The sequence below is a fragment of the Polaromonas sp. P1_F1 genome, assembly GCF_056405795.1.
Window position 1 is genome coordinate 286,150 of the sequence record NZ_JBFUBJ010000001.1, and the last position, 17,784, is coordinate 303,933.

At 63.2% G+C, this 17,784-nt stretch carries 19 protein-coding genes and 1 pseudogene; 9 read left to right on the forward strand and 11 right to left on the reverse strand.

What is annotated here, in order from left to right; translation table 11 throughout:
* Positions 1–311: 311 nt before the first annotated feature.
* On the reverse strand, positions 312–1,187 hold the full coding sequence (ypfJ, locus tag AC1DZE_RS01460; RefSeq protein ID WP_477668100.1) for a KPN_02809 family neutral zinc metallopeptidase: 876 nt from the start codon (positions 1,185–1,187) through the stop codon (positions 312–314).
* 153 nt (positions 1,188–1,340) lie between these two features.
* On the opposite strand from ypfJ, the gene AC1DZE_RS01465 reads away from it, so the two are divergent.
* Positions 1,341–2,063 carry a DUF4136 domain-containing protein gene (locus AC1DZE_RS01465; RefSeq protein WP_477668101.1) on the forward strand — a complete coding sequence of 241 codons (723 nt, stop codon included), beginning with the start codon at positions 1,341–1,343 and terminating at the stop codon, positions 2,061–2,063.
* A gap of 16 nt (positions 2,064–2,079) precedes the next feature.
* On the opposite strand, the gene AC1DZE_RS01470 is transcribed toward AC1DZE_RS01465, so the two are convergent.
* The gene (locus tag AC1DZE_RS01470; RefSeq protein WP_477674438.1) at positions 2,080–2,928 is read right to left on the reverse strand and encodes a 2-keto-4-pentenoate hydratase; all 849 of its coding nucleotides are present in this window, start codon (positions 2,926–2,928) and stop codon (positions 2,080–2,082) included.
* A 44-nt stretch (positions 2,929–2,972) separates the two neighbouring features.
* Here AC1DZE_RS01470 and pcp point away from each other — a divergent pair, with 44 nt between their 5' ends.
* Positions 2,973–3,653 carry a pyroglutamyl-peptidase I gene (gene pcp, locus AC1DZE_RS01475; RefSeq protein ID WP_477699709.1) on the forward strand — a complete coding sequence of 227 codons (681 nt, stop codon included), beginning with the start codon at positions 2,973–2,975 and terminating at the stop codon, positions 3,651–3,653.
* Here the strand turns inward: pcp and AC1DZE_RS01480 are convergent.
* On the reverse strand, positions 3,646–3,918 hold the full coding sequence (locus AC1DZE_RS01480; RefSeq protein WP_477668104.1) for a hypothetical protein: 273 nt from the start codon (positions 3,916–3,918) through the stop codon (positions 3,646–3,648). The two genes, pcp and AC1DZE_RS01480, sit on opposite strands and share 8 nt — an antisense overlap.
* Positions 3,919–3,959: 41 nt before the next feature.
* Complete coding sequence (locus AC1DZE_RS01485; protein ID WP_477674758.1) at positions 3,960–4,376, reverse strand: hypothetical protein; 417 nt, start codon at positions 4,374–4,376, stop codon at positions 3,960–3,962.
* A 177-nt stretch (positions 4,377–4,553) separates the two neighbouring features.
* Here AC1DZE_RS01485 and AC1DZE_RS01490 point away from each other — a divergent pair, with 177 nt between their 5' ends.
* The 3 genes from AC1DZE_RS01490 (at position 4,554) to AC1DZE_RS01500 (ending at position 7,019) form a co-directional block, all read left to right on the forward strand.
* Positions 4,554–5,459, forward strand: a complete 906-nt coding sequence (locus AC1DZE_RS01490) for a delta(1)-pyrroline-2-carboxylate reductase family protein (protein ID WP_477668106.1) — start codon at positions 4,554–4,556, stop codon at positions 5,457–5,459.
* Between the two features lie 125 nt (positions 5,460–5,584).
* Positions 5,585–6,007 carry a universal stress protein gene (locus tag AC1DZE_RS01495; protein WP_477668107.1) on the forward strand — a complete coding sequence of 141 codons (423 nt, stop codon included), beginning with the start codon at positions 5,585–5,587 and terminating at the stop codon, positions 6,005–6,007.
* 115 nt (positions 6,008–6,122) lie between these two features.
* On the forward strand, positions 6,123–7,019 hold the full coding sequence (locus AC1DZE_RS01500; RefSeq protein WP_477698331.1) for an alpha/beta hydrolase: 897 nt from the start codon (positions 6,123–6,125) through the stop codon (positions 7,017–7,019).
* A gap of 72 nt (positions 7,020–7,091) precedes the next feature.
* On the opposite strand, the gene dcd is transcribed toward AC1DZE_RS01500, so the two are convergent.
* Positions 7,092–7,664 (reverse strand): dCTP deaminase, encoded by a 573-nt coding sequence (dcd, locus tag AC1DZE_RS01505; RefSeq protein ID WP_457279872.1) that lies wholly within the window; start codon positions 7,662–7,664, stop codon positions 7,092–7,094.
* A 297-nt stretch (positions 7,665–7,961) separates the two neighbouring features.
* On the opposite strand from dcd, the gene AC1DZE_RS01510 reads away from it, so the two are divergent.
* The 3 genes and pseudogenes from AC1DZE_RS01510 to AC1DZE_RS01520 all read left to right on the forward strand — a co-directional run bounded on the left by AC1DZE_RS01510 (position 7,962) and on the right by AC1DZE_RS01520 (position 11,251).
* The gene (locus AC1DZE_RS01510; RefSeq protein WP_477673255.1) at positions 7,962–10,178 is read left to right on the forward strand and encodes a PAS domain-containing protein; all 2,217 of its coding nucleotides are present in this window, start codon (positions 7,962–7,964) and stop codon (positions 10,176–10,178) included.
* Between the two features lie 135 nt (positions 10,179–10,313).
* Positions 10,314–10,448: pseudogene (locus tag AC1DZE_RS01515) on the forward strand (acetamidase/formamidase family protein); the annotation flags it as partial.
* 116 nt (positions 10,449–10,564) lie between these two features.
* On the forward strand, positions 10,565–11,251 hold the full coding sequence (locus tag AC1DZE_RS01520) for a hypothetical protein (RefSeq protein WP_477668110.1): 687 nt from the start codon (positions 10,565–10,567) through the stop codon (positions 11,249–11,251).
* Here AC1DZE_RS01520 and guaD read toward each other — a convergent pair.
* From guaD to AC1DZE_RS01540, 4 genes are all read right to left on the reverse strand, one after another.
* Positions 11,248–12,540, reverse strand: coding sequence for a guanine deaminase (gene guaD, locus AC1DZE_RS01525; protein ID WP_477699710.1), 1,293 nt, complete (start codon positions 12,538–12,540; stop codon positions 11,248–11,250). The two genes, AC1DZE_RS01520 and guaD, sit on opposite strands and share 4 nt — an antisense overlap.
* Positions 12,541–12,646: 106 nt before the next feature.
* Positions 12,647–13,009 carry a 6-pyruvoyl trahydropterin synthase family protein gene (locus AC1DZE_RS01530; protein ID WP_477672763.1) on the reverse strand — a complete coding sequence of 121 codons (363 nt, stop codon included), beginning with the start codon at positions 13,007–13,009 and terminating at the stop codon, positions 12,647–12,649.
* Between the two features lie 23 nt (positions 13,010–13,032).
* Positions 13,033–13,668 (reverse strand): 7-carboxy-7-deazaguanine synthase, encoded by a 636-nt coding sequence (gene queE / locus AC1DZE_RS01535; protein WP_477668112.1) that lies wholly within the window; start codon positions 13,666–13,668, stop codon positions 13,033–13,035.
* Positions 13,669–13,939: 271 nt separating this feature from the next.
* Positions 13,940–14,824, reverse strand: a complete 885-nt coding sequence (locus AC1DZE_RS01540) for a LysR substrate-binding domain-containing protein (protein WP_477672761.1) — start codon at positions 14,822–14,824, stop codon at positions 13,940–13,942.
* A 133-nt stretch (positions 14,825–14,957) separates the two neighbouring features.
* Between AC1DZE_RS01540 and AC1DZE_RS01545 the strand changes: the two genes are divergently transcribed.
* On the forward strand, positions 14,958–15,362 hold the full coding sequence (locus AC1DZE_RS01545; RefSeq protein WP_477672760.1) for a tautomerase family protein: 405 nt from the start codon (positions 14,958–14,960) through the stop codon (positions 15,360–15,362).
* Positions 15,363–15,374: 12 nt separating this feature from the next.
* Here AC1DZE_RS01545 and AC1DZE_RS01550 read toward each other — a convergent pair whose 3' ends face one another.
* A complete protein-coding gene (locus tag AC1DZE_RS01550) occupies positions 15,375–16,667 on the reverse strand; it encodes a YbfB/YjiJ family MFS transporter (RefSeq protein ID WP_477672762.1) in 1,293 nt (430 codons plus the stop codon).
* A gap of 102 nt (positions 16,668–16,769) precedes the next feature.
* The gene (locus AC1DZE_RS01555) at positions 16,770–17,744 is read right to left on the reverse strand and encodes a LysR substrate-binding domain-containing protein (RefSeq protein ID WP_477699711.1); all 975 of its coding nucleotides are present in this window, start codon (positions 17,742–17,744) and stop codon (positions 16,770–16,772) included.
* Positions 17,745–17,784 lie beyond the last annotated feature (40 nt).

A 17,784-nucleotide genomic window follows, 5' to 3' on the forward strand; every position in this document is an offset into this window, starting at 1 on the left:
CGAAGGGCGCGCGGACCGGCGCGCTGGCAGCCAACGGCACCGCTGCACCATTGACAAGAAAGGGAGCGCGGCAGGCCGCCCGGCGTGGCACGGTCACCGACCGTGATGGGGCTGTTGCAGCGCTTCCTCAGCCTTCTATTGTCGCACTTTAGGCCCCGATGCCGGTTTTGCCGGCCCACTGCGCTTTCAGGGCCATTTGGGCCAGGGCAGCCACTGGGGCAACACCCCTTTATTGCTATCTATTTTATAGCTGTTTGCGCGCGTCAGTAAAGGGCTACAGCCCGATTTCACTCTTAATTGTTGGCTGCCGGCTAAATACTGCGGGCGCTAAAGGTGTCGCAGGCCTTCACGCTGCCGGTTTTCAGGCCCGTGTCGAACCAGCGCTGGCGCTGGGCGCTGGTGCCGTGGGTGAAGCTTTCGGGCACCACCGCGCCGCCGCCGGCCCGCTGCAGGGCGTCGTCGCCGATTTTGGCGGCGGCGTTCATGGCCTCCTCCACGTCGCCCTGCTCCAGTATCTGGCGCGCGTTCTGCGCGTTATGCGCCCACACACCGGCAAAACAGTCGGCCTGCAACTCCAGGCGAACGCTCAGGGCGTTGTATTCGGCTTTGCTGACGCGGCCACGCATCTGGTCCATCTTGCCGCTAATGCCCAGCAGATTCTGCACATGGTGGCCCACCTCATGCGCGATCACATACGCCTGGGCGAAGTCGCCGGGTGCTCCCAAACGGTTACGGAGGGTTTCGTAAAAGCCCAGGTCGATGTAGACCTTCTGGTCGCCCGGACAGTAAAACGGCCCCATGGCGGCCTGGCCCTGGCCGCAGGCAGTTTGCGTGGCGCCACGAAAGAGCACCAGCCGCGGCTTCTGGTAAGTGCCGCCGCCCTTGGCAAACACGTCGGTCCAGACATCTTCGGTGTCCGCCAGCACGGTCGAGACGAATTTCGCCATGCGGTCATCGGCCGGCGGCTTGGGGGCCGGGCCCTGCTGCACCTGTGCGGGGGATCCGCCGCCGCTGAGCAGGCTCAGGATGGTCATCGGGTTGATGCCGAAGATCCAGCCGCCCACCAGCGCAACCACGATGGTGCCGATGCCGACGCTGCGGCCCCCAAAGCCGAAGCCGCCTCCCCCGCCACCGCCGTCGCGCCGGTCTTCAACATTGTCGGATTCGCGATTGCCTTCCCACTTCATGGTGTCTCCCTGTCTGTCATCCGTGCATACTGGCCTTTCCGGCCCGCTGCGGCACCTGCCCCAAAGCCCGGTCCGCTGTCAGCGCATGCGCCGACTTTACTTGAGCGGCCCCCCGCCGTGGAACAAAATTGAACCTTGGTGTATCCATTCGTCATGACTACTTTTGCCCACCCAACGCCCGCGGGCCCCGGCACCCAGGGCGGCGCCATTTCCGTGTTTTTCCCGCTGCGCCTGGCGCTTGCGTTGCTGCTGGCCGCGCTGCTGACGGCCTGCGCCAGCCCCATCACCACCCGCGTGACCAGCTTCAACCAGTGGCCGGGCGATACGGCGGGCGCCACTTTCAGCTACATCACGCCGGTGGACACGACACGGCAGCTGGAACAAGCCACCTATGAGGGCTATGTGCAGGCCGAACTGGAGAAACGCGGCCTCAGGCGCGCGCCGGAAGGCCAGGCAGGGCGGCTGCAGGTTGACGTAGCGGCCAGCAGCCGCAGCGAAGAGAAAACCTTTCTGCAGCCGGTTTACCAGGACAACTTTGTCTTCCTGCCGCCTTACCGCGACGCCGCGGGCCGCGTATACGCGGGCGGCTGGGTGCCCGACCCTTTCGGGCCGCGCTATGTCGGCGACAGGCCGCTCAACATGACGATTTACACCAACAGCCTGCGCGTGCGGTTACTTGACACCCAGGGCACGCCACCCGGCAAGCCGCCGCGCACGGTGTTTGAATCGCGCGCTGTGTACGAAGGCGGCAGCGGCGACCTTCCGCTGGTCGTGCCTTACCTGGTTCGCGCGGTGTTTGACAACTTTCCCGGCCAGAACGGCCAGGTGCGTGTCGTGAAGTTCGACAGCGAAACCGGCGCGGTGATCAAAAAATAGGCCCGGCGCGCGGCGCTTATTCGAACCGGACCGTCAAGCCCTTGAGCGAGCCGGCCACCGGGCCGGACGCTTGCAGTTCGGTATGCCAGGTCTGCCTCGCCTGCACCGGCCAGGCGTCAGTCAGCGTGCCGGTGGTGATGACGTCGCCGGCCCGCAAAGCCGGTGTGCCGGGCGTGGCGCGCAATTCCTGTACGAAATGCAGCAGCGCCTCTACAGGACCGTCCAGCACATTGGCGCCCTCACCTTCATCTTTGAGCACCCCATCGCCGTAGAGCTTGAGCCGCAGGCCCGCCAGGGCTTGCATGAGTGCCGCGGGCGCCAACCCGTCGGGCAGCTTCACGGCATGGCCCACCAATAACCGGCCGTGCAACCCGCCGTCGGCCACCGCCTGCGCAGCCGTGAACTTCCATCCCGGGAAATGCGTGTGCACGATCTCATAGCCGTGCGCGACCCAGTCTATGGACGCAATCAGTTCTGCCGCCGAACAATCGGTCGGCGGCGCTTCGCGCAGGCCGAACACCACCTCGGGCTCAATGCGCGGTTCACACAGGCCTTTGAGCGACAACACTCCCTCGTTGGGCCCGGAGGCATCGACACGCGCCAGGCTGCTATGCCACACCGTGCCCCAGATGGGGCCATAGACTTCATAACGCGGCCAGATGGTGCGGTTGGTAAAGCCAACCTTGTAGCCTACCGGGCTGTCGCCCTGCGCGCTTCGCGCGGCGCGCACGGCCAGCGCGGTGGCATAGGCCAGCGGCACGTCAGTTGGCACGGTGGCGGGCCAAGGCAACGGGCTGGCTTCAAGACGGGCGCGGGTGAGGTCGGTGGCCAGCGCGGAAATGTCCGGATGGGTTGGGGTATTCATGGAGCCATGGTAGCCAAAACACCGCCGTCCTTCACAATGGCGGCATGCGCACAGCCCCTTCCGCTTCTTCGCTCCCGCGTGTCCTGCTCACCGGCTTCGACCCCTTTGGCGACACCGGGCACAGCGGCTTGCCCCTCAACCCCAGCTGGCTGGCGGTACAGGCGCTGGGTGGCAAGCGCATAGGCGGCCACCTCCTGGTGGCGGCGCAATTGCCCACCGTGTTTCAGGCCTCCATCGCAGAACTCATCCGGCTGCTCGCGCTGCATAAGCCGGTACTGGTGATCTGCGTCGGCCAGGCGGGCGGGCGCAGCGCGATTTCGCTGGAGCGCATTGCCATCAACGTCAACGATGCCCGTATTCCCGACAATACCGGCGGCCAGCCCGTCGACACGCCGGTCGTGGCGGGCGGGCCGGCAGCCTATTTCAGCAGCCTGCCCATCAAGGCCATGCTGCAGGCGCTGCAGGAGGCGGGCGTGGCTGCCGAGGTTTCGCAAACCGCCGGCACCTTTGTCTGCAACCACGTGTTTTATGCGCTCATGCATGCCCTGACCACAAAGCGCGGCTTCAGGCGCACGCGTGGCGGTTTTATCCATGTGCCCTATGTGCCCGAACAGGGTGCGCCCAGCTTGCCGCTCGATGAGATCGTGCGCGGGTTGCGGCTGGCCATAGCGGCGGCGCTGGCCACACCGCACGACATCGTCAAAGGCGCCGGGGCCGTCAATTAACGTCAGGGTTAGCGTCTTGCGCGCCGGCATTCTGCGCGGGCATGGCAGGCTCATTGCGCAGCAATCGCCACAGCAGGAATGTGCCAATCACGGCGTTACCCAGCGCAAAACAGGTGACCAGCACCGTGGCCCAGGCATTCAAGGGACGGTTATGTACCACCCAGGCCAGCAAAGGAGACAGCCCGTTGAGCACGAGCATCAGCCAGAACAGGGGGTTTCGCGGCTGGTAAAGACGCAACAGGCGTGACATGTCCATCGCGGCCATACTAACCGCACCGGCCGTAAGACCTTCCGATGATTGCTGAATCAGCGGATGGCGAAGGACGCCGGCATAAAGCCCTGTGCAGGCTGCATTGGCAGCATGCTGCTGACAGTGGCGCCTGCTGCGTTGCTGGCCATCACACCGCCGGACTCCCCCGATGAATCGGCCACAGCCTGACCCTTTTGCGCGCTGGTGATGACGGGCGGCAAGGCTGAGGCGGCCGCGACGCGGGCCTGCTGGATACAACCCTGGCGGGCGGCACCGGCGGTGTTTTCGATGCACTGCGCAATCGCCTGCACTTCAGCCTGGCGCTGATAGTCGCGGATCCTGGCTTTGGTGACTTGCCCGTCCGCCACAAACGCGAAGGCTGCCAGCTGGCAAACAAACACCAGCCCAGCCGCTACCCAGAGCAGCGTCTTGTAAGGCATTTTGTCGAATTTTTGCAAGTGGTCAGAAAACATGGCAGGCCTCCCTGTGAACCTGTTTTCATCCTAGGGAAGCGTTTGCGGTTTCCATCCAGCACTTTTCCCGGGAATATGTAGGATAAAAACCTTTCATTTTTTTACGCGACGTAACGCGGGGCACCGACACCCCCTCGTCTCGCCCTCCCACTTCCTTCCCCGCTTTACCATCGCCCCATGACGCCCACCCTGCTAAACCCCGCCCAGACCGCCGCCCGCCTGCCTTACCCGTTGCTGGTCAGCGAGCTGACGCACCTGCTCAAGGACAGTTCCGTCCAGGTGCCGCCGCGCGTGGTGCAGCCCCTGACTGGGGGCGGCAGCCTGTTTGTGATGCCGGCGCTGGACGCCCGCACCGCGATCACCAAACTGATCACCTTCACGCCTGGCAATGCCGGCACCGGCCGACCCACTATCCAGGGCGACGTTGTGGTGTTTGACGTGGCCACCGGCAGTCGCCGGCTGATGCTCGACGGGCCCACCGTCACCGCCCGGCGCACGGCAGCCGTCTCACTGCTGGCCGCGCAGCGGCTGGCGCCCAACACGCACGGCCCCATGCTCATCGTCGGTGCCGGTGTCCAGGGACTTGCGCACCTGGAGGCTTATGCCGAAGGCCTGGGCGTACACGAATTTCGCATCGCTTCGCGCAGCTACGCCAGCGCCCAGGCCCTGGTGCAGCATGCAGAGGCGCTGGGCCTGATCGCCCGCGTGGTGCACGACGCCGATGCCGCGCTGGCCGACTGCCCGCTGGCCGTTACCTGCACGCCGGCTGCCGCCGTAGTCCTCAGCGCGCTGCCCCGGCCTGACGGCTTCATCAGCGCCGTTGGGGCTTTCACCCCGGCCATGATGGAACTGAGCGCCGCGTTATGCCAATACTTCGCGGCGAAGGGTTCGGTGTTTGTCGACGCGGCTGATGCCATCCACGAGGCAGGGGACCTGCTGCAGGCCGGACTGGACGTGGGCCGCTTCGCCACACTGGCCGATGTGATCCGCCAGGACCTCAAAAAACCCGCCGGGCCAGTGCTGTTTAAAAGCTGCGGCTGGGCGGGCTGGGACTTGGCCGCGGCACGGACAGCGCTGGCTTGAACGGCGCCAAGTCGGCACCTGGAGCCAAGCCATTTTCCCCGGACTGCAAGACGAAAACAGGCGCTCACCTACAGCGGCACGAGGGCGCTGGTGTTACGCTGATCCGATCACACCGGAGAAAAACCATGAAGATTCTGTTCGCCGCCGATGGCAGCAAGTACACCAAAAAGGCCCTGGCCTTTCTGGTGAACCACGATGAACTCGCCGGTGCCGAAGGCGAAGTGGTGGTGATCAATGTGCAGGCTCCCGTGCCGGGGCGCGTCAAGACCATGCTGGGTTCGGCCAACGTCACCGCCTACCACACCGAAGAATCGCAGAAGGTGCTGGCGCCGATCGAGCGCTTCCTCCAGCGCCACAAGATGGCGTTTAAAACCCTCGCCGTGGTCGGCTCGCCCACCGCCGAAATACTGCGTGCCGCCAAGCGCGAAAAAGCGCACCTTATCGTGATGGGCACACACGGCCAGGGCCTGCTCAGCCGCGCGCTGATCGGCAGCGTGGCCCAGCGCGTGGTCGCCGAGTGCGAGATTCCGGTGTTGCTGGTCAAGTAACAAGGTTCACCGAGGCCCAGTCCCGCCCCCGGCATCCGTTGAGCCGCTGCGTGAGAGCGCTTTCACGCGTCCGGGATTTACCGGATACTTGCCCTCACACAACAAGGAGCTCAAGATGGAGACAGGCATGGGGTTCAAGTCGATTCGCAAACTGCTGGGCTGGTTTTTACTGGCACTTGTTGCGGCTGGCGCACCGCTGTCGTTTGCCAGCGAGGTCACCGTCAGGTCCTTCAACTCAAAGGCCTTGAACACAGACTACCGCTACACCATTTACCTGCCGGACGGCTATGAGAGCGGCCGGCTGCGCTACCCGGTGCTGTTTCTGCTGCACGGCAACGGCGGCGACCACAATGACTGGCTGGTTAAAGGCCAGGTCCAGGCGACCATGGACACGCTGGTCAGGGAAGGCCGCGTCCAGCCGGCCATCATCGTGATGCCGGGCGGCGGCTCCACCTGGTGGGTGGACGGCAACAAGGACAAGGCCGAAACCGCGCTCATCAAGGAGCTCATCCCGCACATCGACACCAACTTCAGGACCATCACCACGCGTGAAGGCCGCATGATCGCAGGGCTGTCCGCCGGCGGTTTCGGCACGGTGAACGCCGTTTTCAAGTACCCGGAACTGTTTGTTTCCGCCGCGGCGTTGAGCCCGGCGATCTATTCACCGACACCCCCGGGCCACTCTTCGGCCATGCAGGTGGCACCGTTCCAGGCAGGCGGCAAATTTGACCAGGCCTCATGGGACCGCCTGAACTACACCGCCAGCTGGGAAGCCTACAAAAGCAAAAAAATCGTGGTGCCCCTGTACATCAACAGCGGCGACCACGACACCTTTTCCATTGCCTACCACTCGGCCGGCCTGTTCCAGAAATTGTTTGAATACCAGCCCAAGCTGGTGGAGTACCGCGTCGTCGATGGCGATCATGAATGGCCGGTGTGGCGCGACACCATTGGCGACGCCATCAAGTACATGAGCGGCTTTGCCAGCCGCCCCCAGGTCGCCAAGCCCTGAGGCTGTAGAGGGCAGAAACGAAAACGGACGCCCTTTGCAGGCGTCCGTCCAAATCAGTCGTGTAGATGTCCGTTACGCCTTCGGCAAGGTCACCCCAACCTGCCCCTGATACTTGCCGCCGCGGTCCTTATAGCTGACCTCGCAGACGTCGTCCTTGTCGCTCTCGAAGAACAGCACCTGCGCGCAGCCCTCGCCCGCGTAAATCTTGGCGGGCAGCGGCGTGGTGTTGGAGAACTCCAGCGTTACATAGCCTTCCCATTCGGGCTCAAACGGCGTGACGTTGACAATGATGCCGCAGCGCGCATAGGTGCTTTTGCCCAGGCAGATGGTCAGCACATTGCGCGGGATGCGGAAGTACTCCATGGTGCGGGCCAGCGCAAAGCTGTTGGGCGGGATGATGCAGCTGTCGCCGTGGAAGTCGACAAAACTTTTCTCGTCGAAGTTCTTTGGGTCCACCACCGTGCTATGGATGTTGGTGAAGACCTTGAACTCGGGCGCGCAGCGGATGTCGTAGCCGTAACTGCTGGTGCCATAGCTGATGATTTTCTGGCCGTCCCGCTGGCGGATCTGGCCGGGTTCAAAAGGTTCGATCATGCCGTGCTGCTCGGACATGCGGCGTATCCATTTATCGCTCTTGATGCTCATGGGATGGGGCTCCTGTTGTGGCTGTGATTGTAAGTTGGGGTTGGAGCGCCACCCCCACTGACCGCCAGTCCGGAGACAGCCGGCCCTTCCTCACCAAGGGGCCTGTTGGCAAAAGCACGGGCTGAGGGCTATCGCTGCCCCACAATCCGATAAAAACGCCAGGGACGCATGGACGGGGAAAGTGCCGCTGGTCAAGACATCACATTCCGCGTAACGTTGCCCCTACGACGGGCACAGGTGCAAGCTGAAGTGCCGTTGTCCCCTATCTGAAGCCGGTTCATGCGAGGCGCCCCCACTATGAAAACAAGATCTACCCAGAACAAGGACCGTATTCTTGTCGTGGACGGCAGCCCCGGCATTCACGATGCCTTCCACAACATGCTTGTTGAAAATGAGAATGCGGGAGGGATATTCGAACTGGATGGTGCCCGCGACACACGCGAGGCGCTGGCCCTGGTACAACAGTCGCTTCTGGCTTCGCGTCCCTACTTCCTGGCATTTATCGGTGTTTCTGGTACGGCGGGAGGAATTTCGCTCGAAATGGCACCTCAAATATGGGCGCTTGATCCGGGAGTCCAGATAGTGCTGTGCGCGGAGCGGCTGGATCTTTCTTCTGATGCGCTGCGCGCAGCCATGGGAGCCACGAATAGCAGGTGGCTGGTGCTCAAGACGCCGCTTGATCCTGTAGAAGTCATCCAATTGGCGTACTCCCTGGCAGAGAAGTGGCATTTGCAACAACTCGCCGGGTCTCATCCAGGCGGGCACCCTGCGGCGGATGTTACGGAGAAGGGGAGCGCGGCGGCTGACTCCCAGATCAACGAGCAGGATTTGTTGCGCACGCTTCTGGACAACGCTCCCGATCACATTTATTTCAAGGATGCGCAGTCCCGCTTTCTCAAATGCAGCAAGGCACAGGCGCTACAGTTTGGGGCATTACCGGAGGAGCTGGTGGGCAAGACGGATCACGATTTTTTTTCCGAAGAGCATGCGCGCCCCGCATACGAGGATGAACAGGAAATCCTGCGCACAGGTCAGCCGATCATCGGCAAAGTGGAGAAGGAAACCTGGAAAGACGGGCGCGGTGAATCCTGGAAGCTGAGTACAAAGATGCCGCTGCGCAACAACGCCGGAGCCATCATTGGTACCTTCGGTATTTCCAAGGACATTACTGCCCTGAAGCAGACTGAAGCAGCGCTGGCGCACCACCATGATTTGCTGGCTACGCTGATGGAGAGCTCACCAGATTCCATCTTCTTCAAGGATCTGAAATCACGTTTGCTAAAAGTCAGCCGCTCGGAAGTTCACAACCTCCTGCGGCTATCGATCAGCCGCTATCGCGCAGCACATCCGGACATGGGTGAGGAGACACTTCCACCGCATTTGGCCAGTGTGGAGGAGTTTGAAAAGTATGTGATTGGTAAAACCGATGCAGACATTTACGGCCAGGACAGGGCGAGTGAATTTAGTCACGACGAAGAAGAGATTATCCGGACGGGGAAACCGATCCTCGAAAAGAGCGAAAAAACCGTTCATCCTGATGGGCGTGTCGTCTGGTACCTCACTACCAAAGGCCCCTGGAGAGACAGGAACGGCACACTGATCGGAACCTTCGGGACTTCGAAAAACATATCCGAATTGAAGGAAGCGGAACGAAAAATTGAAGAGGTTCAAGCCCAGCTGCTCACCACGGCGCGTCTGGCGGGCATGGCAGAGATCGCAACCAACGTGCTGCACAACGTGGGGAATGTTCTCAACAGCGTCAACGTGTCGGCCGAACTGATTGGCAGCCAGTTGCGGACGTCCAAGCTCAAGGGGCTCGCCCGCTCTGTGGGTTTGATGGACGCTCATACCGGAGATTTGGGGGAGTTTTTGACGCGGGACAGCAAGGGCAAGCTGTTACCCGCCTATCTGCGCGAGTTGGCGCGGACACTGGAGGCAGAGCATGAATCGATCGCGAAAGAACTCGACGCACTTTGCAGCAGTGTGGACCACATCAAACAGGTCATCGCGACCCAGCAATCATACGCAGGCACCCCGCGTGTCGTCGAATCCGCAAAGGTGGATGAGTTGCTGGACGACGCGCTGCGCATGAATGCGGATGCACTGACGCGCCACAAAGTGGATGTTGAAAAAAAATACGCAACGTTGCCCACCCTTTTGCTGGATCGGCAACGCGTTTTGCAGGTGCTGGTGAACCTGATCAGCAACGCCAAGCAGGCTTTTGGCACGATTGCAGACAGGCGCCCGTTCATTACGCTCCATGCTGTTTTGCTGGAAGGGCCCGTGCTGCGCATCACGGTGACAGACAACGGGGAAGGCATTGCACCGGAGAACCTGACACGCGTTTTCTCTCACGGCTTCACCACACGCAAAAACGGGCATGGCTTTGGCCTGCACAGCTGCGTTCTGGCCGCGCAGGAAATGGGGGGTAGCTTGCAGGTCCACAGCGACGGTACTGGAAAAGGCGCATCGTTCATCCTGGAGGTCCCCGTCGCTACCGCGGAGATTCATTGAACGCGGCAAAAAAAGCCGTTTTTTCCGCCCAGGCAGGGCTTGGGCCGGCCTAAAAGACATGCCCAGTCGCCAGTGCCGCGGCTGCCGCCCGTGTTTCCACGCCCAGCTTTTCAAAATGTGCTCCAGGTGCTTGTTCACGGCGGCGGCTTTTTGACCGACCATTTCCCCGAAGCGTAGAAATCGATCTGGGACTTCAAAGTCATGTTTACGAGTTCGCGCCACGTGCCGGGCGTGAACTTCGTCGGCCTGATTCACCCCGGCCTGATAGGCCGGAAGTCTGCCTGCCCACAGTCCCGAAAACCCGAAATCCTGGCCAAAGCGGGCCGTGGACCCACTCTGGCGGTGTGCTTAAATGGCGCATCACTACATGACAGGGGGAGTCGGCAATGAACTGCAAAACCTGGATGGGGATCGCCGCAGGGACCGTGCTGATGCTGCTTGGCGCCGGGGCACAGGCGCAGAAGATGCATCGCTGCGGCAACGTCTACCAGGACCGCCCCTGCGACACGGTGCAGCCGGGCACGGAAGTGCGCAATTTCGACAATGTCCCCCGACCCGTCGCCAGCGCGGGCACGGACACACAATGCCGGCAACGCGGCATCGACTCCCAGAAAATTGTCTGGTCGCGCGAAGCGGGAGCGCTGGCGGAAAAACTCAGGGCCGCCGCCTATTCGGAAGAAGAGAAAACCCTGATCACCGAGGTCTACGGCAAACGCGGCACCGCGCCGGAAGTTCGTGCCAGCATCGAAGCCGACTGCATCGCAGCCAAGAAACATGCCCAGGAGGTTGCGGCGGCGCTGGCCGCCGTGGGAAAACTGCCCGGCAGTCCGGCGCCAGGCGTCGCGCCTGCGCGGCCTCAGGCCCTGGAATCCAGGGCCGTCGAGGCTGCGCAGGGCGGCGATGCCTCCTCGCTGCGATCCGCCGAATCGCAAAAGAAGCGTTGCAGCAGCATCAACACCAAAATTGAGGGCATCCAGAAGAGCCAGCGCAGCGGCGGCAGTGTGGCTGCCATGGAAAGCCTGAACCAACGCCGGCGCGACGCGGAAGCCGAACGCGACCGGGCCGGCTGCTAGGCTGTGCCGCCCGCCTGAGAAATCACGGCCTTTTCAATCACCCGGTCGTCACCCAGCACAATCAGTGCGAACAACAACTCGTCCAGGCTGGCGGCTCGCGCCGTCTTGCGCGCCAGCAGCGGCGTGGCCTGCAGGTTGAGCACGACGAAGTCGGCTTCGCAACCGGGCTGCAGGTTACCGACGACACCCTCCAGGCCCAGTGCCCGCGCCGCGCCCGCCGTATGCTGCCACCACAGGTGCTGCGGCTTGAGCGACAGGCCGGTTTTGGTCTGCCCTTCCCTTCCCACGTAGTAAGCCGCCAGCATGGTGTGGAAAGGGCTGAACGAGGTGCCGCCACCCACATCGCTGGCCAGGCCATAGGGGAAACCGATGCGGTCTGCACCCTCGTAGTCAAAAAAGCCGCTGCCCAGAAACAGGTTGCTGGTCGGGCTCACGGCTGCCGCCGTGCCGGTGCCGCGCATCAGGGCACGGTCTTCGTCGTCGATGTGGATGCAATGCGCATATACGGCGCGCGGGCGCAGCAGTCCGAACTGTTCATAGACGCTGAGGTAGCTGCGCGCCTTCGGATAAAGCCGCCGCACCCAGGCGATCTCGTCCTTGTTCTCGGCCACGTGCGACTGGATCCACACGTCCGGGTATTTCGCGGCCAGCTCGCCGGCACCGCGCAGCTGTGCTTCGCTGCAACTGGGCACAAAACGCGGCGTGATGGCGTAGCCCAGCCGGTCTACGCCATGCCAGCGCTGGATCAGCGCTTCGGTGTCCTGCAAGCTTTGCACCGTTTCGTCGCGCACGCCGTCCGGGGCATTCTGATCCATCAGGCATTTTCCGGTCATGAGGCGCAGCTGGTTTTTCTGTGCCTCGGCAAACAGCGCGTTAACGGATTCCACATGCGAAGTCGCGAAGGCCAGCGCCGTGGTGACCCCGTTTCGAAGCAGCTCTGCTATGAAAACCGTAGCTGCTTGCGCACAGTGGTCCTTGCTTGCGAAGCGTTTTTCTTCTGGAAATGTGTAATTTTCAAGCCAGGGCAGCAACCCGTCGGCCGGCGAACCGATCACGTCCAGCTGCGGATAGTGAACGTGCATGTCGACAAAACCCGGCGCGATGAGACGGCCCGGCAGGTATTCGGTGGGCACCTCGGCGAACTGTGAAACCAGCGCGTGGTAGCTGCCGACGGCTTGCACCACCTGGCGGCCTTCGGCATCGGGCCCGGTTACCAGCAGGCCATCAGCCTCATAAACGGCCTGCGCAGGCGCGGCAAAGTACAGGAGGGCGGCGCGATAGGCTTTCATGGCTGCAAGATTAACCCAGTCACCGGCGGGCTGAATACTCAGAACCCGATAAGGCCTATAGGGCTTATCAGGCTTTTTGAGCTTGCTGCCAGCCGGACGGCCGGGTTCAGCGGCTCACGCGGCAGCCGTCGCCCAGCGAAGCGCGCCAGACACGTACCGAAGTCAAGCCCGGCAGACGTGCGTCCAGCTTGCGGAAGATGAACTGGCACAGATTTTCGAGTGTAGGCGGGCCCAGATCTTTCACGTCGTCGAGCAGGTGGTGGTCCAATTCTTCGCGCAGCACCTCGATCTCGCGCCGCACCAGGCCGAGGTCCATCACCATGCCGGTTACCGGGTCAGGCACGCCGGCCAGGAAAACTTCGGCGTTGTAGGTATGGCCGTGCACGCGCTTGCTACTGTCGGCCTCGATGACGCGCTTCAAGGTGTGCGCCGCGTCAAAGTAGAAAGTCTGGCTGATCTCGCAGCGCATGGGTTCTGGCTTAGGGAGCTGTTTCATCGGATGCCCGTGATTTTGTGGGTCTGCAGGCTCAGGCGCCAGGCCGGGCGTGCCATGCACAGCTGGATGCAGGTTTCGGTGTTCTGCTGCCGCTGCAGGTTGTCCATAGGCTGCAGGTAACGGTGCGTGAAGTCGGCAGCCTCAAGTTCGGCCAGGTCGAAACTTGGCTGTGGCCAGACGACCTTGAGCTCCTGGCCCGCGCGTTGCACCCAAGGTGCGCCGGCCTTGGGACTCACGCAGATCCAGTCAATGCCCTGGGGCGCGGCAATGGTGCCGTTGGTTTCCACCGCAATCTGGAAGCCGCGCGCATGCAACGCGGCGATCAGTTCGGCATCGACCTGCAGCAAGGGCTCGCCGCCTGTCATCACCACAAAGCGGTGGGCGCTATCGCCGACAGGCCACTGTGCTTCAATTTTTTGCGCCAGCGCATCGGCATCGGCAAACTTGCCGCCCAGCGTGCCGTTGGTGCCGACAAAATCGGTGTCGCAAAACTGGCAGACCGCCGTGGCGCGGTCCTGCTCGCGGCCCGTCCACAGGTTGCAGCCCGCAAAACGGCAGAACACCGCAGGCCGTCCGGCATTGGCGCCCTCGCCTTGCAGTGTGTAGAAAATTTCCTTGACCTGGTAGCTCATGGCGCGGCTTTCGCGCGGCCACAGCCGCAGCCCGCCACAGGCAGCAGCAGGGGCGAAACACAGGAGGGAGCGGGAGAAATAAAGCAGGAAAAACAGGCGCCCACACAAGCCGAAAGACCGGGGGTCGCGAGGTTTTTATACATGGTAGTCCTCTACATGGCCCCGGAAACAAAGCAAATGCCGGCGCGCCGAGGCAGCACGCAAGCCCTGATTTTAACGGTTCAGGGCCGATGGCGGGTTTTCAGGGGATTTGCGGGCAGATCAGGGCCGCTCAAGGCACAGGCATCTCATGCGCCTGCTGCTCCAGCCAGCCGCAAAAGGTGTCGAGCTTCGCATCGGCCTCTTCGCGCCGCCGGGCCACGTACTGGTAGGCGCTTTCGCCAAAGCCCAGCGGCGCCACCAGGCGGCCGGCGCGCACGTCGTCCATCACCAGGTGCCAGGGCGCTATCGCCACGCCCAAGCCGGCCACGGCCGCCTCTAGCGTGAAGTAGTAGTGCTCAAACTCCGGACCGTCCTGAATGGGGAGGGCAAGGCCGCGCGACTCGCACCACATCTGCCAGGCATCCCGCCGCGTCTGGGTGTGCAGCAGCGGCAAGCGGGCCAGGTCGATCGCTTCGCGCACGTTCGCCCGATTGGCGAGGCCAGGCGCCATGACAGGGCCCAGGCGCTCCACAAACAGCGGCAGCAGCGTGGCGGACTTTTCGCTGCCCCGCCCGTCTACCGTGATGACGAGGTCGTAGCGGTCACGGTCCACACCAGTCACACGCTCGGCGGCGCTGAGCCGGACGTCGATATCGGGATGGCGCGCATTGAAATCAAAAAGACGCGGAATCAGCCACTTGACGGTAAAGGTGCTGAAGCAGGAGACGTCCAGCGTTCCGGCCTCGCTGCTGCGCACTTCACGCACTGCGGCTTCCATCTGGTCCAGCGCAGCGGCAAGCGCCGGCCACAGCCCAGCGCCGGCAGTGGTCAGTTGTGGCTTGTTTTTGGCACCCTCGAAGAGCGGCACGCCCAGGGACTGCTCCAGCTGGCGCACCTGCCGGCTGATGGCCCCGGGGGTCACCGACAACTCCTCGGCCGCAGCCGTCATGCGGCCCAGCCGGGCAGCGGCTTCAAAGGCACGCAGGGCATTCAAAGGTGGGAGACGGCGCTTCATCATTATGTGAGTTTATGGCACATATGACTTGCGAACAAATCGCTTTTCCTGACGGTCATTGATTGCCAGAATTCGAGACACCTCGGTGAAAACTTCAATTCACCGCCATCTATTTAAATTGAGGAAAAATCACATGCCTTTTGTCCGCACCAGCGTCCACCACAGCACCAGCCCCCAGCAACGGCAAGGCATCGTCGACGGGATTCACCAGGCGCTGGTCGACAGCATTGGCATGCCTGAAGACGAGCTTTTTAATTCGGTCAGCAGCTACGATGCGCAGCAGTTCTTCTTCAACCGAAGCTTCAACGGCATGGCACGTTCAGAGCAGCCGGTGGTCGTCGAGATCACGATGCGGCGCGGCCGCAGCGATGCGATGAAGCGCGCACTCTATGCGGCCATCGCGCGCAATTTAAAGACCAACGCCGGTGTTGCCGCCGATGACGTTTTCATCTTCATGCATGAAAACGACTATTCGGACTGGTCGGTGGGCGGCGGCAAGTTTGCCATGGCGCTGGTGCAACAGCCCGGTCCTAACTGATGAGCGAAGCGCTTACTTCTGCGCCGCTACGCCGCCAGACGGTAAAGCCGGCAGTACCGGATAAGCCTTCGCCATCCACCCATACACCACAGCGCCCACCATCAGCGAGGCCGCCGCAATTTCCAGCGACATCGTGAAACCCGCACCCGCGTTGGGTGTACGCCGGAGCAGCACGGCCACCAGCGGCGGGCCGAGGATCTGGCCGACACCGTATGTGGCTGTCAGAAGGCCCATGAAACTGGCGGCCGTGGCGGGTTTGAGGCGCCGCACTTCCTGCATCGCAAAAAAGGTGATGGCGGTAAACGGGATGCCCAGCATCAGGCTGCCCAGCGCAAAACCGGCGAGGCTGGGGCTCCAGAGGCTGGCCCCAATGCCCAGCGCCTGCAAAAAGTAGCAGCCGGCCAGCAGCAGGCGGAAATCCTTGCCCGGCGGCAGGCGTGTGGCCAGCAGCGCACCTATCATGACGCCCAGGCCGAAAATGGGCCAGAACATGTCCAGCCAGGCTGATCCCGGCAGGGCCGCACGCGCAATCACCGGCAAAAAAGTGGCGGTAATGATGTAGCCAAAACCGGCCAGGCCATAGGCCAGCGTGAGCAGGGTCATCTCGGCATTGCCGTGGTGCTGCGGCGCATCACCCGGCCGGGCAGCAGCGCGCGGCGCCAGTGCAATCAAGCGTTCATCGCCGCCGCGCAAGACACGCCACACCGAGGCTGTCAGCGCAAACGCCAGCACGCCGAAAATCATCCAGCCCTTGGCGGCCGTCCAGTGCCAGGCGACCATGCCAGTGGCAAACAGGCCACTCACCAAAATGCCGGCGCCCGGCCCGACGTAGATGATGCCGCCCATCGCGGGCACGCCACGCTTGGCCAGCTGCGAGAGGCACCAGCCCGAAGTAAACACAAACACCACCGCACTGGTCACGCCCGCGGCAAAGCGAAGCAGCGGCCATGCAGCCGGAAAATGCCAGCCCATGGCCAACGTCAGCACGCCCGTGGCAATCAGTCCGGCGCGCACCAGGGACGAATACGCCAGGTGCGGCAGCCACTTGAAGCGCGCCCACAGCCAGGGCTGCAGCGTGCAAAGAATCGCACCCAGCATGTAGCCGAAGTAGTTGGCGCTGGCCAGCCAGCTGGCCGTCGGCAAATCGACCACGCCATCGTTGAGCATCATCGGCAGCAGCGGCGTGAAGGCAAAGCGCCCGAGACCCATGGCTACGGCCAGTGCCACCAACCCAGCCAGTGCAATGGGCCAGGGGCTGTGCGGCGCGGGAGATGGCTCTTGGTGTTGCTTCGGCGTTACGGCCATGCCGGGATCCTTGCTTGATGGTTCAGTGGGGATCATACGTTTGCGCCTATGCCCAGCCAGGTACCCACCGAATAACCCCCGCGCAAGACTGGGCCGGCACCCTCAGCGGCGAACAGCGGCCACGCGCTTTGCCCGCGGCGCGGACGGCGCCACCGGCTGCTGCTGCACCGCTTGCCGCAGCAGCGCCGCGAGCTGCGCCACCGGCGCTTCGGGCTCGGCCATCGCGCGGTACAGCGACAGCGTGATGCGCGGCAGCCTGGGCAGCCCGTGCGCCGCCGGCGCCAGCGCGTGCAAGGTGGCAGGCAAGCCGAGGGAAGTGCGCAGCGTGAGCCCCAGGCCGGCGGCAGCCGCGGCCCAGAGCGCCGCCAGGCTGGCGCTGGTGAAAGCATGCCGCCACGGAATGCCGGCCTGCTCCAGCGCGCCGGTGGCGATGTCGCGCAGCGGGCATGGCGCATCGAGCAGCACCAGCGGCAAGGCCTCGCCGCGCCAGGCACCGCTCTGGCCGTTGGCTTGAAGCGCGCGGGCCCAGGCGGGAAGGTCCTCACCTTGCGCGGCGGTGCCCAGCCATTGCAAGGGCAGGTTCAGCAGCGTCTCGCCATGCGGCAATGATGAGGGCTCGCCGGCGTCCCATACCAGGGCCAAGTCCAGCTGGCGCAAGGCCAGCCGTTCGCGCAGTTCGGCGCAGCGCGTCATGCAGGCTTCGATGCGGACCTTGGGATGGGCGCGCGCGAAGCGGCCCAGCACGCCGGGCAGCAAGGTCTCGCCGAAATCTTCCTGCAGGCCCAGGCGCACCCAGCCCTGCAGATCCGCGCCGCGCAGGGCCGCCGCGGCTTCCTCGTTGAGGTCCAGGAGGCGATGCGCGTAGGCCAGCAGGGTTTCGCCCGCGTCGGTCAGCGCCAGACCGCGGCCGGCCTTGCGGAACAGCGGCGTGTCGGCCTGCGCTTCAAGCTTCTTGAGCTGTGCGCTCACGGCGGACGTTGAGCGTCCCAGCCGGTCGGCGGCCTTGGCATAGCTGCCCAGTGCCATGCCGGTGGCAAAGGTGCGCAACACGTCGGGGTCAAACAGGGGCTGGGTCATCTAATCATCCTTTTTATTGGAACTATTCATCCAATATTTT